Source organism: Streptomyces sp. NPDC014889 (genome assembly GCF_043081205.1).
GTDB lineage: Bacteria > Actinomycetota > Actinomycetes > Streptomycetales > Streptomycetaceae > Streptomyces.
Map to the genome: position 1 here is coordinate 343586 of NZ_JBIBWH010000008.1, position 17308 is coordinate 360893.

Below are 17308 nucleotides of genomic sequence, written 5' to 3' on the forward strand. Positions count from 1 at the left end.
GCTCACGGAGCCCGCGGCAGACACGAGACCCGCGCAAGCGGCAGCGGTGCGGGGGCAAGCCGCAAGGCGGATCGAGACGCCCGCAGGAGTTCCCGCGACAGCGCAAGCGAGCGGCAGCGATGCGGGCCCGGGCGCCCGGGCCCCCTCAGACAAGTCGAGGTGCCGCAGGAACTCCGGGGCGCCGCGCGCCAGCGGCAGCGGCAGCGGCAGCGGTGCGGGACGGCGCCGCGCGCCCGGTTCCGCAAAGCCGCCCACCGAGACCACAGGAACTGTCGGACGCCACGCGCGAGCGGCAGCGGTGCGGGACAGCGGGCACGCAAGCCCGTCCCCGGCAAGCGCGAGGATGGCACGGCGCCAAGCACGGCAGGCGCCGAGGCCGGTCGACCAACAGGGCTCCGACAAGGCCGCTCGCGAAGACCGCGAGCCGTACAGGACGCCGCACCCGAGCAGCAGCAACACGGGACGGCGAGCCCACGAGCCGGGCTCCTGAACGCGGGCTCGCGGGGGCCACGGGAGCTGCACGACAATGCGCGCGAGCAGTAGCGATACACGACGGAGAGTCCGCAAGCCCAGCCCTGTAAGGCGGGTTGCGGGCGCCACGGGAGCTGCACGACAACGTGCGGCGAGCGGCAGCGATGCGCGACGGAGAACCCGCCAGCCCGGCCCTCGCAAGGCAAAACGAGGGAGCCGCAGGAACTCCGCGGCGCCGCGCGCCAGCGGCAGCGGTGCGGCAGCGGAGCGGCAGCGGAGCGGCAGCGGAGCGGCAGCGGAGCGGCAGCGGAGCGGGACAGCGAGCACGCAAGCCCGTCCCCGGCAAGCGCGAAGTTGGCGCGGCGCCAAGCACGGCGGGCGCGGAGGCCGGTCGGAGAACAGGGCCCCCGGCAAGGCCGCTCACGGATGTCGCGAGCCGTGCAGGACGCACGGCGGGCCCGCGCGCCGGGCCCCGCAACGCCGCTCGCGGAGGCCGGGCCAGGCGGGTCGCGCGGTCCGGCAGGGCCTCGCACCGCGCCGGCAGGCGACGGACGGCGGGTAGGTGCCAAGCCGCCCACGGGCGGCCCGGCGCCGTCGGCTTACTTCAGGGCGCCCGCCGTGAGGCCCTGTACCACCTGGCGCTGGAAGATGATGTACGCGGCGAGGACCGGCAGCATCGCCATCACCAGGCCGGCGAAGAGACCGGACCAGTCGCCCTTGTAGCCCTGGCTCACGGCGAGCTGCACCAGCCCCTGGGTGAGCACGTGCTTGTCCGGGTCGGTGTTGAGCACCGTCGGCAGCATGTACTGGTTCCACTGCCCCAGGAAGTTGAAGATTCCCACACTGATCAGGCCGGGCTTGGCCATCGGCAGCATGATCTGGAAGAACGTCCGGGTGTGCGAGGCCCCGTCCACGAAGGCGGCCTCCGCCACCGAGCTCGGCAGGGTCCGGAAGAACGCGGTCAGGAAGAACACCGTGAACGGCAGCGAATAGGCGATGTAGACCAGGATCAGACCGTGAATGGTGTTCAGCAGTCCCATGTTGTTCACCACGTAGAACAGCGGGACCAGCGCGAGCATGATCGGGAAACTCATGCCGCCGATGAAGAGGTAGTAGATGAAGCGGTTGCCCGGAAAGTCGAACCGGGCGAGCACATACGCCGCCATCGAACCGAGCACCAGCGTGCCGACCAGCGAACCCCCCACCACCAGAACGGTGTTCAGGAAGTACTGGCTCATATTGGCGTCGGTCCAGGCCCGCGCCCAGTTGTCGAAGTGGAGTTTGTCGGGCAGCGCCCAGGGCGAGCTGAAGATGGAGTTGTCGTCCTTGAAGGACGTCATCACCGCCCACACCAGCGGCATGACCACCATGATCGCCCAGATGATCAGCATGCCGTGCGAGAAGACGTTGAGGACGGAGCCGTCCTTCTTCCGTCCGCCCGGCTTCCCGGCCGGCACTTCGGCCTTGGTGAGGCCGATTCCGGACTCGGCCGGAACGGGGGCGGGGGTCTCGGTCGTTTTCATGGGTCAGAACTCCAGCCGCTCGCGCCGGCCCAGCCGCATCACGACGGCGGCGAAGGCCAGCGTGACGACGAGCAGGGCGACGCCGATCGTGGTGGCGTAGGCGGCCTGACCGTCACGGAACGCCTTCTGGTACACGTACAGGACCATGACGGTGGTCGAGTAGTCGGGGCCGCCCGGCCCGGTCGTCATGATCTGCACGACCGCGAACGACTCCGCCCCGAGGGCGAGGATGCCCATGTACACCCAGCCGGACTGCACGGTGTCCCACAGCAGTGGCAGGGTGATCCGGAAGAAGGTGGTGAACCGGCTGGCGCCGTCCAGCAGGGCGGCCTCGTACAGGTCCGCCGGGATGGAGGCCATGCCGGCGGAGAACAGGACCACGAAGAAGCCGACCGTGGACCAGACGAGCACCGCCATCACGCACCACAGCGCCAGGCTCGGGTCGCCCAGCCACAGCGGCTGGACGCTGTCGAGCCCGATCCCGCGCAGCACGGAGTTGATCGCGCCGCTGTCCGGGTTGTACGCGAAGGCGAACAGCAGGGCCACGATCGCGATCGACAGCACCTGCGGGAAGAAGTAGACGATCTTGTAGAACGAGGAGCCGCGGACCCCGGAGATCGCCGGTCCGCCCCGGCGGCGCCGCCCACCCACATTGATCATGAAGGAGAAGAACAGCGCCAGACCGATCGTCACCAGCGGTAGCACCAGGGCGAACAGCAGGCTGTGCTGCAACGACTTCCAGAAGATGTCGTCGTGGAGCATCCTCTGGTAGTTGTCGAAGCCGACCATCTGGAAATCGGGGCTCAGACCGGTCCAGTCCGTGAACGAGTAGTAGATGGACTGGATGAACGGCCAGACGACGAAAAGCGCGTACAGCCCCAGGGGAACCGCGAGGAACCCCACGATGAACCGGTACTTGCCGTGCTGCATTGCTGCCGACCCCGATCTCTGGGCGGGTGGTACCGCTGGTGACGGATCCTCAGGGCTACTGGTGCTTGTAGTGCTTGATCGACTGGTCCTTGGCGGCCTCGTCGGCGAAGCCCTGGATCTTCTTGATGGCCTCGGCCGGGGTGAGCCGGCCGGCCATCATCTCGCCGATGCCGGACACACCGATCTTCTCCTTCTGGAGCTGCACGTACCAGTCCTGGAGCCGCGGATTCACCACGTTGGAGCCGGCCTTGTCCAGCGCCGCGACGCCGGACTTCAGTCCGGGGGTGAGGTCGATGCCGTCCGTGCCGCCGTTGTACGCGGTGAGCGACTTCACCTTGGCGGTGAAGTTCTTCGAGGAGGCCTCGCTGAGCATGATGCGCAGCTGCTCCATGCCGCCCTCGGGGTTCCTGGCCTTGGCCGGGACGATGAACGGCTCGCCGCCGGAGGCCCAGATGGTGCCGAACGGCATCTTGTCGGAGCTGTCGATGCCGGTGGGCGCGGAGACGGCCAGGTCGAAGTCGGCCGGGATGACGTTGGCGGACTCGTTCTCCACCCAGGAGCCGTTCGGGATGAACAGCGCCTTGCCCTTGGCCCAGGCGGTCTGCGACTGGATGTGGTCAAGGCCCGGGGTGCCCTTGAGGATGTAGCCCTTCTGGTAGAGCTCGTAGTAGGCCTCGAAGCAGGCCTTGACGGCCGGGTGCTTCCAGGCGTTCGGCTCGAGGTTGTCGATGGCGTCCAGGACCTCGCGGCCGCCGACCTTGCCGATCATCGGGTAGAGCGAGAAGGGCAGGTAGTAGGGGTACTTGCCGGCGTAGGTCCAGCCGGCCATGCCCTTCTTCTTGGCCTTCTCGCAGACCTTGAGCATCTCGTCCCAGGTCTCCGGGTACTTCTCGTCCAGCGAGTCCAGGGCCTTCTGCGAGTACCACACGCCGTAGACGGTGTAGGCGTAGTACAGGATCCACACCGGCCGGCCGTCGAACTGACCCATCTCCACGATGCCGGGGCGCAGCGTGTCGCGGACCTTCTTGCTCGGGTCGTCGTAGGAGGCCGCGTCCAGCAGCGGGGTGAGGTCCGCGAGCTGGTTCTTGCCCACGAGGACGCCCATGTCCATCTGCTCCGCGCCGGAGTTGTCGATGAGGTCCGGCGGGTTGCCCTGGTTGAAACGCGGCTGGAGCGTCGACTGGATCTTCTGGGTGGCGGCGAACTTGGCCTTCGCCTTGGGGAAGTCCTTCTCGTAGATCTTCACCGCGTCCTCGGCGTATTCCTTGCCGAAACCGCCGTCGAAGAGGACGAATTCCATCTGCGCGGTGTCGTTGACGCCGAGCGGGTTCTTCTCGGTCTTCTTGCCCGCCTTGGCCTTGTCCTGGCCGTCACCGCCACCACTGGCGCAGGCGGACAGGAAGCCCATCGCGGGAACGCTGATCAGACCGAGTGCGGCGGACCGCTTGATCAGAGCCCGGCGGTCGACGCCTCCGTGGTTCTCGGCGGAAGTGGATCCCATGCTCAAGTCCTCGCTTTCTCCAGGACTCAGGCGGTGAACCGGATCCTCCCCGGCACCGCGGTCGGGTCAAGCTGGGTCGTGCAGGAAGTGCCTCGTGCGTGTGCGTCGTACGTCATGCACCGGGATCGGACGGAAGACAAGGAGGCGGACGCTTTTCACACGTCGTACCACCCTTTCCGACTCCCCCGGGTCCGCTTCCGGCCGGTCTAACGGTCGCGCGGACGCCGACAGGTATAGTCCACTTCCGGTCAGCGGAGCAAGATCGAGAGCAAGGTTCGCCGCGGGTCTTTTCCGAGTTGAGACCTCGCGCCGAATATGAGCCGCCCATGGGCATCCCTTGACGGAAATATCCGCACCTTTGCGCCCGAATGCCACACCCAACACCCTTGACATCACTGGCCACTTGGCTCCCTACTGGTCCTTGCGTACAGAGTTGACAACGTTGTCCGAAACGCAGGGAGGGACGCCGCGCATGCAGCGCAGAGTACGGCACAGATGGGGTCCGGCGGTCGTCATCACGGCCGCCTTCGTCACGGCAGCCGGCTCGCAGGGGGCGGCGGTCGCCCTGCCCGGCAAGCCCCCGGCCGCCGGCCGGGAGTTCAGCTCCTCGTTCGAGTCCGGCGACCCGGCGCCGGACTGGCTGAACACGGTCGACACCGCCCCGGGCGGCGGCAAGCGCGCCTCGGGCGTGGACGGCGGCTACAGCACCGGCATCCCCGGCAATGTGGACGACCACATCACCGAGGTCCGGGCCAGCGGGGAGAACACGGGCGGCGGGGAGGTGAAGGAGAACCTCGTCGACGGCGAGTCCGGCACCAAGTGGCTGACCTTCGCGCCCACCGGCTGGGTCGAGTTCGACTTCGACAAGCCGGTGAACATCACCCGTTACGCCCTCACGTCCGCCAACGACTTCGACGGACGCGACCCGAAGGACTGGACCCTGAAGGGCTCCACCGACGGCAAGGACTGGAAGACCCTCGACACCCGCGCCGGGGAGAACTTCTCGGAACGGTTCCAGACCAAGACCTACGATCTGGGCGAGGCGGCCGAGTACCAGCACTTCCGGCTCGACGTCACCAGGAACAACGGCGCGCCGGACATACTCCAGCTCGCCGACGTCCAGTTCTCCACCGGCGGCGACGACGCGCCGGTACCGCAGGACATGCTCTCGCTGGTCGACCGCGGCCCCAGCGGCTCCCCGACCGCGAAGTCGGGCGCCGGCTACACGGGCAAGCGCGCCCTGCGGTACGCGGGACGGCACACCGCGAAGGACCGGGCGTACTCGTACAACAAGGTCTTCGACGTCAACGTCAAGGTGCTGCCCGACACGGAACTGTCCTACCGCCTCTACCCGTCGATGGCCGACGGTGACCGCGACTACGACTCGACCAACGTCGCCGTCGACCTCGCCTTCACCGACGGCACCTACCTGAGCCGGCTCGGCGCGACCGACCAGCACGGCTTCGCCCTGACGCCGCAGGGCCAGGGCGCGGCCAGGACGCTGTACGTCAACCAGTGGAACAACGTGGCCTCCCGGATCGGGTCGGTCGCCGCGGGCAAGACGATCGACCGGGTCCTGCTCGCCTACGACTCCCCCACCGGCCCCGCGAAGTTCCGCGGCTGGCTGGACGACGTGGTGATCAAGCAGACTCCGCAGGAGAAGCCGAAGGCGCATCTGTCGGACTACGCGCTGACCACCCGCGGCACCAACTCCAGCGGCAGCTTCTCGCGCGGCAACAACTTCCCCGCGACCGCGACGCCGCACGGCTTCAACTTCTGGACGCCGGTGACCAACGCGTCCTCGCTGAGCTGGCTCTACGAGTACGCACGCGCGAACAACGAGGAGAACCTGCCGACGATCCAGGCGTTCAGCGCGAGCCACGAGCCGAGCCCCTGGATGGGTGACCGGCAGACCTTCCAGGTGATGCCGTCCGCCGCCGCGGGCACCCCGGACACCGGCCGCACCGCCCGCGCGCTCGCCTTCCGGCACGAGAACGAGACCGCGCGGCCGTACTACTACGGGGTGCGCTTCGAGAACGGCCTCAAGGCCGAGATGACGCCGACCGACCACGCGGCCGTCCTGCGCTTCACCTACCCGGGCGACGACGCGAGCGTGGTGTTCGACAACGTCACCGAGCAGGCGGGCCTGACCCTGGACAAGGAGCACGGCGTCGTCACCGGCTACTCGGACGTCAAGTCCGGGCTGTCCACCGGCGCCACCCGGCTGTTCGTCCACGGCGTGTTCGACAAGCCGGTGAAGGACGGCTCGTCGAGCGGCGTCAAGGGCCATCTGCGCTTCGACGCGGGCAAGGACCGCACGGTCACCCTGCGCCTGGCCACCTCCCTCATCAGCCTCGACCAGGCGAAGGACAACCTGCGCCAGGAGATCCCGGACGGCACTTCCTTCGACGCCGTCAAGGCGGCCGCCCAGCGCTCCTGGGACAAGCTGCTCGGCAAGGTCGAGGTCAAGGGCGCCACGCCCGACCAGCTCACCACGCTCTACTCCAGCCTGTACCGGCTGTACCTGTACCCGAACTCCGGCTTCGAGAAGGTCGGCGGGAAGTACCAGTACGCCTCCCCGTTCTCGCCGATGCCGAGCCAGGACACCCCGACGCACACCGGCGCGAAGATCGTCGACGGCAAGGTGTACGTCAACAACGGCTTCTGGGACACCTACCGGACCACCTGGCCGGCGTACTCGCTGCTGACGCCGGGGCAGGCCGGTGAGATGGTCGACGGCTTCGTGCAGCAGTACAAGGACGGCGGCTGGACCTCCCGCTGGTCCTCCCCCGGCTACGCCGACCTGATGACCGGCACCTCCTCGGACGTCGCCTTCGCGGACGCCTACGTCAAGGGCGTGCCGATGGACGCCAAGGCGGCCTACGACGCGGCCCTGAAGAACGCCACCGTCGTGCCGCCGTCCTCCGGCGTGGGCCGCAAGGGCATGGCCACCTCGCCCTTCCTCGGCTACACCAGCACGGCCACCGGCGAGGGCCTGTCCTGGGCGATGGAGGGCTACGTCAACGACTACGGCATCGCCAAGATGGGCGAGGCCCTCTACAAGAAGACCGGCGAGAAGCACTACAAGGAGGAGGCGGACTACTTCCTCAACCGTGCCCAGGACTACGTGAACCTCTACGACTCGGGGGCCGGCTTCTTCCAGGGCCGCGACGCCCGGGGCAACTGGCGCCTGGACTCGTCGAAGTACGACCCGCGGGTGTGGGGCTACGACTACACGGAGACCAACGGCTGGGGCTACGCCTTCACCGCCCCGCAGGACAGCCGGGGCCTGGCGAACCTGTACGGCGGGCAGAAGGGCCTGGCGGACAAGCTGGACACCTACTTCGCCACTCCCGAGACGGCCGGCCCGGAGTTCGTCGGGTCCTACGGCGGTGTCATCCACGAGATGACCGAGGCGCGGGACGTGCGGATGGGCCAGTACGGCCACTCCAACCAGGTCGCCCACCACGTGATCTACATGTACGACGCGGCGGGGCAGCCGTGGAAGGCGCAGGAGAAGGTCCGTGAGGCGCTCTCCAGGCTGTACGTGGGCAGCGAGATCGGCCAGGGCTACCACGGCGACGAGGACAACGGCGAGCAGTCCGCCTGGTACCTGTTCTCCGCGCTCGGCTTCTACCCGCTGGCCATGGGCAGCGGCGAGTACACCATCGGCTCCCCGCTGTTCACCCAGGCGACGCTGCATCTGGACGGCGGCCGCGATCTGGTGATCCAGGCCCCGAAGAACAGCGCGAAGAACGTGTACGTGCAGGGCGTGCGGTTCAACGGCAAGGCGTGGAACTCGACGAACCTGCCCCACTCGCTGCTGTCCAAGGGCGGTGTCCTCCAGTTCGACATGGGCCCGCGGCCCTCGTCGTGGGGCACCGGCAAGGACGCGGCGCCGGTGTCGATCACGACCGGTGACAAGGCGCCGAGCCCGCGGGCGGACGTGCTGAAGGGCGCCGGGGCTCTGTTCGACGACACCTCGTCGACGGAGGCCGCGGTGACGACGGTGGACCTGCCGGTGTCCGGGCCCGTCAAGGCGGTCCAGTACACCCTGACCTCGTCCGCCGACCGCGCCAAGGCCCCGGCCGGCTGGACGCTCCAGGCCTCCACCGACGGCACGACCTGGAAGACGGTGGACCGGCGCACGGGCGAGTCCTTCGCCTGGGACAAGCAGACCCGGCCCTTCACCATCGCCTCGCCGGGCGCCTACCAGAAGTACCGCCTGGTCCTGGACGGCTCCTCGACGCTCGCGGAGGTGGAGCTGCTGGCCTGAGCCGCTGAGCGTCCGGCATGAGAAGGGGCGGGCCCACCGGGCCCGCCCCTTCGTGCCGTCCGGAGACCGGAGGTCCGGTCAGCCGGTGGCGACGGTGAAGACGTGCAGGTCGGCGTTGCCGGGCAGCCGCACGCCACTGATCCGCTTGCCCGCCGGGGCCTCGAACGGCGCGGTGGCGAAGACGTAGGTGGTCACCGTGTCCTTGTCGGCGCCCGCGACGTTGCGGTACGCGGTTTTGGCCACCACCGTGTTGCCGAACTGGACGGTGCCGCCGCCTCCGCCGACGGTCCAGTCGGTGAAGGAGAGGTCGACGGTGCCCGTGGTGCCGTCGGTGTAGGTGACGGTGGCCTTCGCCTGCTGGTTGCCGTTGACCGCGCTGCCGACGAAGGACAACCGGGCCGCGGGCGTGCCCAGTTCGATGCTCTGACCGGCCCCCGAGGCGTTGTCGGGGCGCCCGCTCGGCGAGTTCGGCCAGGTGAAGGACAGGCCGTTCACCGTGCCCTGCCCGCCCGGGGCCAGGCCGGCCGCGGCCAGGGCCTGGCGGGAGTAGCTCCAGCCGCCCCCGTCGTAGTCGGCCTCGTCGTGCTCGCCGTCGTCGTCCGAGATCCCGGTGTTGTCGTAGGCGGCCAGCAGGCTGCCCGGGGCCGCAACCGTCAGGGACACCGGCTGCTCGTAGGACTGGCTGCCGGAGGTGACGGTGACCTTCGCGTCGTAGAAGCCCTGTGCGGCGTCCGGAGCGGCGGTGAGGGTGATCTGCCGGGCGCCGTCGGTCACCGTGCCCTCGGCGGGGGTCGCCGTGACGCCGGACGGGGTGCGGACACTGAAGCGGACCTCGGGGCCCTGACCGCCGTTCAGGGACAGGGCGCGGACGCCGACCGTCGTGCTGCCGCCGGGCGCGAGCGTCGCGGCGGTCGGGCCCACACCGATCTGGTACGGCTGCTCGCCCTGGCGGAAGGAGGGCGGGGCGGAGGACGGGGCGCTGCCCCAGGTGCGGTCCGGGGTGGCCGAGAGGGTGTAGTCGAGCCGGCCGCCGTCACGGACAAAGCTCGCCGGCAGCCAGGGGCGGTCGCTCGCCCGGCCGTTCACCTTCAGGGACCGGACGTACGGGGATGCGGCGGCCGCTCCCGTGGCGCGCACGGAGATGTCCCTGCCGTGCGGGCGGTGGATCTCGATGCGCTCGAACAGCGGTGAGGCCAGGACGAGTTCGGCGCGGGAGGGCACCTGCGGGTACATGCCGAGCGCGGAGAAGACGTACCAGGCGGACATCGCGCCGAGGTCGTCGTTGCCGGGGATGCCGCCCGGCTGCGTGGTCCAGAGCTGCCGCATGGCCGCGCGGACGGTCTCCTGCGTCTTGTGGGGCGCGCCCGCGTAGTCGTACAGGTAGGGGACGTTGATCGAGGGCTCATTGTCGAGTTCGGACTTGGCGCCGCCGTTGCCGGTGAACGCCCAGCCGCCGTCGGCGTCGTGGAAGAAGTCGTCCAGGCGGGCCAGCGCCGTCTCGCGGCCGCCCATCGCCGCGAACAGGCCGGCCGGGTTGTGCGGGACCATCCAGGTGTACTGGGCCGCCGAGCCCTCGACGAAGCCGTTGCCGGTGTCGGGGGTGAAGCCGGTCACCCAGCTGCCGTCGGCCTTGCGGTTGGCGATGTAGCCGCCGGTGGGATGGGCGGCGACGTTGAAGTTGTTCTGCCACCACTGGGCGCGCTCGGCGAAGGCCGCGGCGGTCTTCTTCTGCCCGGCCGCCTCGGCGAGCTGGGCCAGGGCGAAGTCGGCCGTGGACATCTCCAGCGTTTCGGCGGCGCCGCCCCAGGCGTTGGAGACGGACGGCATGTAGTGCAGCTTCAGGTACTTGTCCAGGGAGGGCCGCTGTCCGGCCGACAGGACCGGCTTGCCCGCCGGGGACAGGTCCCGCTCGGTCGGCACGGTCGCCGCCTTCACCAGGGAGGCGAGGGCCCCCTTCAGGTCGAAGCCGGTGCCGCCGAAGGCGTGGATGCCGGCGAGGGCGGTCGGCGAGGGGTCGCCGTTCATCACGTGGGTGCCGCTCGCGCCGTGCAGCCAGCGGTCCCAGATCCCGTCGTTCTGGCGGGCCAGCTCGTACAGGGACTGGGCGATGTCCGAACCGGTGTCCGGGCTGAGCAGGGTCAGCAGCTGCACCTGGTCGCGATAGACGTCCCAGCCGGAGAAGGTGCCGTACTGGGCCTGGTGGCCGCGGCCCACGGTGTGCACCTTGTCGTCGGCGCCGCGGTACCTGCGGTCGGCGTCGCTGATGACGTTCGGGTGGAGCAGGGCGTGGTAGAGCGCGGTGTAGAAGGTGGTGCGCTCGTCCTCGGTGCCGCCGCCGACGCGGATCGCGCCCAGTTGGTCCCGCCAGGCGCGGCGGGTGGCGTCCCTGACCGCGTCGAAGGAGCGCTGCGGCGGGTTCTCCGCGGCCAGGTTGGCCTCGGCGCCGGCCTGACTGACGTAGGAGATGCCGACCTTGACGCCGACCGGGCCGGTGCCGGGCGCGAACTCCACGTAGCCGCCGGCGCCCTTGCCCGCCACGGGCCTGCCGCCGTCGGCGAAGCCGCCCGTGCCGCCGGTCGCCGAGGTCGCGCCCGGGTTCAGCTTGTCGTCCTGCCAGGTGCCCGTCGCCTTGAAGGAGCGGTCGAAGCGGGCGGTGAAGTACAGGGTGTAGTAGGCGCGCCGGCCCTCCGGGTCGAGGTAGCCGCAGAAGTTCCCGGAGGTGACGGAGCCGGAGACGGTCCGCTTCGCCGGGTCGATGGTGACCGACGAACCGGTCGAGCCCACCTCGGAGTCGGCGGTACGGATGAGGAGGGAGGCGGGCTGGTCCGCGGGGTAGGTGAAGCGGGCCGAGCCGGTGCGGGCCGTGGCGGTGAGGTCGGCGGTGACCCCGGAGGCGAGGCCCACCTTGAAGTGGCCGGGCTCGGCGGTCTCGTCGGAGTGGCGGAAGTCGGAGGCGTAGACGGCGTTCTTGGTGTCGCTCGCCGGCGAGGAGGCGACCTTCCCGGCGTACGGGAAGAACGGGATGTCGCCGCTGCCGCCCGCGCAGCCGGTGCCGGACATGTGAGTGAGGCTGAAGCCGCGGATGCGGGTCGCGTCGTACTGGTAGCCGCCGGGCGCGGCCGTCCTCGTGGCGTCGCCGCGGGTGTTCTCGGGGCTGAAGGAGAGCATGCCGAACGGGGCGACGGCGCCCGGGAAGACATTGCCGCCGTTCCTGGTGCCGATCAGCGGGTCGACGTACGCGGTCGCGTCCTGGACCAGGGCGGGACCGGTTCTCGGGGGTGCGGCGGACGCCGCGAGGGCGGGGGTGGCGCCACCGGTCGCGAGCACCGCGGCCAGCAGCAGGGACATGGGGCGGAAACGCATGACGCGGCCCCTCCTCCTTCGGACGGGTCGCGCACCACGGGTCGCACAAGCCTCAGGGACAGTAGCGTGCGCCGGTGGTATCACGGAAGAGCGCGCGGGACCCGCTTGACATCGTTGTCCGCGGGCATGGTCACCCAGTAGAGTCATGTACAGACCAATCACGACAACGTTGTCGCACCGCGGTGTCGCACAAGCCGGCAGCACCGGGGGCGAGGTGGGAGCCCAGGGGCGACGGGTTCCGGTCCGCCGTCATGGGAGCGCTCCCACCTCGCGTGCGAGAAAACTAGCGCGGACGGCAGCGGCTGTAAACGGCCCCAGGGGCGCACGCGCGAGCCAACGCGCCGGTTTTTGCGCGCCGAGCTCACCCCTTGCGCGCCTATGACGCATTCTGCGCGCCGGTCACAGCACTGCACCTGTTGATGAGGGCGCGAACGGCGAGGGGCCGCACCCCCCGTCGCCGGGGATGCGGCCCAACCGCCCTGCCGGATCCGTTACTTGCGGATCAGGCTGCGCAGCACGTACTGCATGATGCCGCCGTTGCGGTAGTAGTCGGCCTCACCGGGGGTGTCGATGCGGACGACCGCGTCGAACTCGACACCGGTGTCGGTGGTGACCTTCATGGTGCTCGGCGTGCTGCCGTCGTTGAGCTCGGTGACGCCGGTGATGGTGAAGGACTCCTCGCCGGTCAGACCGAGGGCGTCGGCCGTCAGGCCCTCCGGGAACTGGAGCGGCAGGACGCCCATGCCGATGAGGTTCGAGCGGTGGATGCGCTCGTAGGACTCGGCGATGACGGCCTTGACACCGAGCAGCGCGGTGCCCTTCGCGGCCCAGTCGCGGGACGAGCCGGAGCCGTACTCCTTGCCGGCCAGGACGACCAGCGGGATGCCCTGCTCGATGTAGTTGCGCGAGGCGTCGTAGATGAAGGAGACCGGCGCGCCCTCCTGGGTGAAGTCGCGGGTGTAGCCGCCTTCCGTCCCCGGCGCGATCTGGTTGCGCAGGCGGATGTTGGCGAAGGTGCCGCGGATCATGACCTCGTGGTTGCCGCGGCGGGAGCCGTAGCTGTTGAAGTCGCGGCGCTCGACGCCATGCTCGGTGAGGTACTGGCCCGCCGGGGTGTCGGCCTTGATGGCGCCGGCCGGGGAGATGTGGTCGGTGGTGACCGAGTCGCCCAGCTTGGCGAGCACCCGGGCGCCGGCGATGTCCTCGACCGGGACCGGGTCCATCGTCATGCCCTCGAAGTACGGGGGCTTGCGGACGTAGGTGGACTCGGTGTCCCACTCGAAGGTGTTGCCGGTCGGGATCGGCAGCGACTGCCACTGGGCGTCGCCGGCGAACACGTCGGAGTAGGACTTCGAGAACATGTCCTCGCCGATGGCGTTGGCGACGACGTCGTTGACCTCGGCCTCCGACGGCCAGATGTCCTTCAGGTGGACCGGCTTGCCGTCCTGGTCGACACCCAGCGCGTCCTGGGTGATGTCCAGCTTCATGGAACCGGCGATCGCGTAGGCGACGACCAGCGGCGGGGACGCCAGGTAGTTCATCTTGACGTCGGGGTTGATCCGGCCCTCGAAGTTGCGGTTGCCGGACAGGACCGAGGTGACCGCGAGGTCGTGCTCGTTGACGGCCTTGGAGACCTCCTCCGGCAGCGGGCCGGAGTTGCCGATGCAGGTGGTGCAGCCGTAGCCGACGAGGTTGAAGCCCAGCTTGTCCAGGTACGGGGTGAGGCCGGCCTTGTCGTAGTAGTCCATGACGACCTTGGAGCCCGGCGCCAGCGTGGTCTTGACCCACGGCTTGCGGGTCAGGCCCTTCTCCACCGCCTTCTTGGCCACCAGCGCGGCGGCGACCATGACGTACGGGTTGGAGGTGTTGGTGCAGGAGGTGATGGCCGCGACCGTGACCGCGCCGTGGTCCAGCTCGTAGGTGGTGCCGTCGGGGGCGGTGACCGGGACCGGGTTGGTCGGGGTGCCGTTGGGGTGGATCGCCGGGGCGTCGGAGGCCGGGAAGGACTCCACGCCCGCCTCGTCGACGCTGTCGACGTAGTTGCGCACGTCCTGCTTGAACTGCTCGGCGGCGTTGGCCAGGATGATGCGGTCCTGCGGGCGCTTGGGGCCGGCGATGGACGGCACGACGGTGGACAGGTCCAGCTCGAGCTTCTCGGAGTAGTCCGGCTCGGCGTTCGGGTCCAGCCAGAGGCCCTGCTCCTTGGCGTACGCCTCGACGAGCGCGAGCTGCTGCTCCGGGCGGCCGGTCAGGCGCATGTAGTTGATGGTCTCGTCGTCGATCGGGAAGATCGCGGCAGTGGAGCCGAACTCCGGCGACATGTTGCCGATGGTGGCGCGGTTGGCCAGGCTCGTCGCGGCCACGCCCTCGCCGTAGAACTCGACGAACTTGCCGACCACGCCGTGCTTGCGCAGCATCTCGGTGATGGTCAGCACCAGGTCGGTGGCGGTGGTGCCGGTGGGCAGCTCGCCGGTGAGCTTGAAGCCGACGACGCGCGGGATGAGCATGGAGACCGGCTGGCCGAGCATGGCCGCCTCGGCCTCGATGCCGCCGACGCCCCAGCCGAGGACGCCGAGGCCGTTGACCATGGTGGTGTGCGAGTCGGTGCCGACCAGGGTGTCCGGGTAGGCCTTGCCGTCGCGGACCATGACGACCCGGGCCAGGTGCTCGATGTTGACCTGGTGGACGATGCCGGTGCCGGGCGGGACGACCTTGAACTCGTCGAAGGCGGTCTGGCCCCAGCGCAGGAACTGGTAGCGCTCCCTGTTGCGGCCGTACTCCAGCTCGACGTTCTGCTTGAAGGCGTCGTTGGTGCCGAACTTGTCGGCGATGACGGAGTGGTCGATGACCAGCTCGGCCGGGGCCAGCGGGTTGATCTTCGCCGGGTCGCCGCCGAGCTCCTTGACGGCCTCGCGCATGGTGGCGAGGTCCACGACGCAGGGCACGCCGGTGAAGTCCTGCATGATCACGCGGGCCGGCGTGAACTGGATCTCCTGCGACGGCTTGGCCTGGGAGTCCCAGCCGCCGAGGGCACGGATGTGGTCGGCGGTGATGTTCGCGCCGTCCTCGGTGCGGAGCAGGTTCTCCAGCAGCACCTTCAGGCTGTAAGGCAGTCGGGCCGCGCCCTCGACCTTGTCAAGCCGGAAGATCTCGTACGACTCGTCGCCCACCTGCAGCGTGCTGCGGGCGTCGAAGCTGTTCGCCGACACGGCAGTCTCCTTCATTCATGTGCGCCTACCACCACGATCCTGCCGCCACGGCAACTCGACCGATTCAGTAAGGTATGGCTAAGTTAGGTCACCCTTACCGAGTGACGACTGTGGTGCACCCCGGGCAGATATCTCGATGTCGAGATAACTCTAGTACATGGGGGCCGGATGGTCATGCGCGGATCGGGTGGCGCATGCCGCACGACGCGCCGCACACCACGGGAGAGCGCCGATACGCGCAGTCGGTGGACGCACTCGGGGACGCGCCTGCGGACGAACCCGCGGACGCACGCGGGGACGCACGCGGGGAGGCGCATCCGACAGGCCTGCGACACCCGCCCCTTTCCGGCGGGCCGAACCCCTTGGCCCGGACCTCACTGACGCCTCATCACCCGAATGGACCCCCCAACGAGCGCCATCTCATATCTGAGATAACCTCAACCTCATGGCAGACGACTACCTCGTACGCATCGGCAAGCTCATCCGTGACGCCCGGCAGCACCGGGGCTGGACGCAGGCACAGCTGGCCGAGGCGCTCGGCACCAGCCAGAGCGCCGTCAATCGCGTCGAGCGCGGCAACCAGAACATCAGCCTTGAGATGATCGCCCGCATCGGTGAAGCCCTGGACAGCGAGATCGTCTCGCTGGGCTACGCGGGTCCCATGCACCTGCGGGTGGTCGGCGGCCGCCGGCTCTCCGGCGCGATCGACGTGAAGACGAGCAAGAACGCGTGCGTGGCGCTGCTGTGCGCCTCGCTGCTCAACAAGGGGCGCACGGTGCTGCGCCGGGTGGCCCGGATCGAGGAGGTGTACCGCCTGCTCGAGGTGCTGAACTCCATCGGCGTGCGCACCCGCTGGATCAACGACGGCACCGACCTGGAGATCGTCCCGCCGGCCGAACTCGACCTGGACGCCGTCGACGCCGAGGCCGCCCGCCGTACGCGGTCCATCATCATGTTCCTCGGGCCGCTGCTGCACTGGACGAACCACTTCAAGCTGCCCTACGCGGGCGGTTGCGACCTGGGCACCCGGACCATCGAGCCGCACATGATCGCGCTGCGCCGGTTCGGACTGGACATCACCGCGACGGAGGGCCAGTACCACGCCGTGGTGGACCGCGCCGTCCGCCCGGACCGCCCGATCGTACTGACCGAGCGCGGCGACACCGTGACCGAGAACGCGCTGCTGGCGGCGGCCCGCCACACCGGCGTGACGGTCATCCGCAACGCCTCCTCCAACTACATGGTCCAGGACCTGTGCTTCTTCCTGGAGGTGCTCGGCGTCAGGGTCGAGGGCATCGGCACGACGACGCTCACCGTGCACGGTGTGCCGGAGATCGACGTCGACGTCGACTACTCGCCCTCCGAGGACCCGGTGGAGGCGATGAGCCTGGTGGCCGCCGCCGTGGTCACCGAGTCGGAGCTGACGGTCCGCCGGGTGCCGATCGAGTTCCTGGAGATCGAGCTGGCGGTCCTGGAGGAGATGGGCCTGGACCACGACCGCACGCCCGAGTACTTCGCCGACAACGGCCGCACCCGGCTGGTGGACCTCACCGTCCGGCCCTCCAAGCTGGAGGCGCCGATCGACAAGATCCACCCGATGCCGTTCCCCGGCCTGAACATCGACAACGTCCCGTTCTTCGCGGCGATCGCGGCGGCGGCGCAGGGCAAGACGCTGATCCACGACTGGGTCTATGACAACCGCGCGATCTACCTGACGGACCTGAACCGCCTGGGCGGCCGCCTGCAACTCCTCGACCCCCACCGGGTCCTGGTCGAGGGCCCCACCCGCTGGCGCGCGGCCGAGATGATGTGCCCGCCGGCCCTGCGCCCCGCCGTGGTCGTCCTCCTGGCCATGATGGCCGCGGAGGGCACGTCGGTCCTGCGCAACGTCTACGTCATCAACCGCGGCTACGAGGACCTCGCGGAGCGGCTGAACTCGATCGGGGCGCAGATCGAGACGTTCCGGGACATCTGACGGCCGGCTGCCGCCGCACCCCCCTGTTCGGCCTGTGCCGATGCGGGCCTTGAGGGGTGC

The 17308-nt window shown here is 69.4% G+C and carries 7 protein-coding genes; 2 read left to right on the top strand and 5 right to left on the bottom strand.

From position 1 onward, the window contains the following. Positions 1-1070 precede the first annotated feature (1070 nt). Genes ACF09J_RS18485 through ngcE form a run of 3 tightly spaced genes read right to left on the bottom strand, consistent with a single transcriptional unit; the run spans position 1071 to position 4425 of the window. Entirely contained in the window at positions 1071-1994 is a 924-nt protein-coding gene (locus ACF09J_RS18485) for a carbohydrate ABC transporter permease (RefSeq protein WP_392306471.1), read from the bottom strand. Positions 1995-1997: 3 nt separating this feature from the next. After that, positions 1998-2924 carry a carbohydrate ABC transporter permease gene (locus tag ACF09J_RS18490; RefSeq protein WP_392306472.1) on the bottom strand — a complete coding sequence of 309 codons (927 nt, stop codon included), beginning with the start codon at positions 2922-2924 and terminating at the stop codon, positions 1998-2000. A gap of 55 nt (positions 2925-2979) precedes the next feature. Then, on the bottom strand, positions 2980-4425 hold the full coding sequence (gene ngcE / locus ACF09J_RS18495; RefSeq protein WP_392306473.1) for an N-acetylglucosamine/diacetylchitobiose ABC transporter substrate-binding protein: 1446 nt from the start codon (positions 4423-4425) through the stop codon (positions 2980-2982). Positions 4426-4897: 472 nt separating this feature from the next. Between ngcE and ACF09J_RS18500 the strand changes: the two genes are divergently transcribed. Beyond that, positions 4898-8701, top strand: coding sequence for a GH92 family glycosyl hydrolase (locus ACF09J_RS18500; RefSeq protein WP_392306474.1), 3804 nt, complete (start codon positions 4898-4900; stop codon positions 8699-8701). Between the two features lie 78 nt (positions 8702-8779). Here the strand turns inward: ACF09J_RS18500 and ACF09J_RS18505 are convergent, their stop codons facing one another. Together ACF09J_RS18505 and acnA are read right to left on the bottom strand one after the other, a co-directional pair. After that, entirely contained in the window at positions 8780-12064 is a 3285-nt protein-coding gene (locus ACF09J_RS18505; RefSeq protein ID WP_392306475.1) for a GH92 family glycosyl hydrolase, read from the bottom strand. A gap of 491 nt (positions 12065-12555) precedes the next feature. After that, positions 12556-15273 carry an aconitate hydratase AcnA gene (gene acnA, locus ACF09J_RS18510; RefSeq protein WP_392306476.1) on the bottom strand — a complete coding sequence of 906 codons (2718 nt, stop codon included), beginning with the start codon at positions 15271-15273 and terminating at the stop codon, positions 12556-12558. A gap of 445 nt (positions 15274-15718) precedes the next feature. On the opposite strand from acnA, the gene ACF09J_RS18515 reads away from it, so the two are divergent. Then, positions 15719-17248, top strand: a complete 1530-nt coding sequence (locus tag ACF09J_RS18515) for a helix-turn-helix domain-containing protein (RefSeq protein WP_392306477.1) — start codon at positions 15719-15721, stop codon at positions 17246-17248. Positions 17249-17308: the final 60 nt, after the last annotated feature.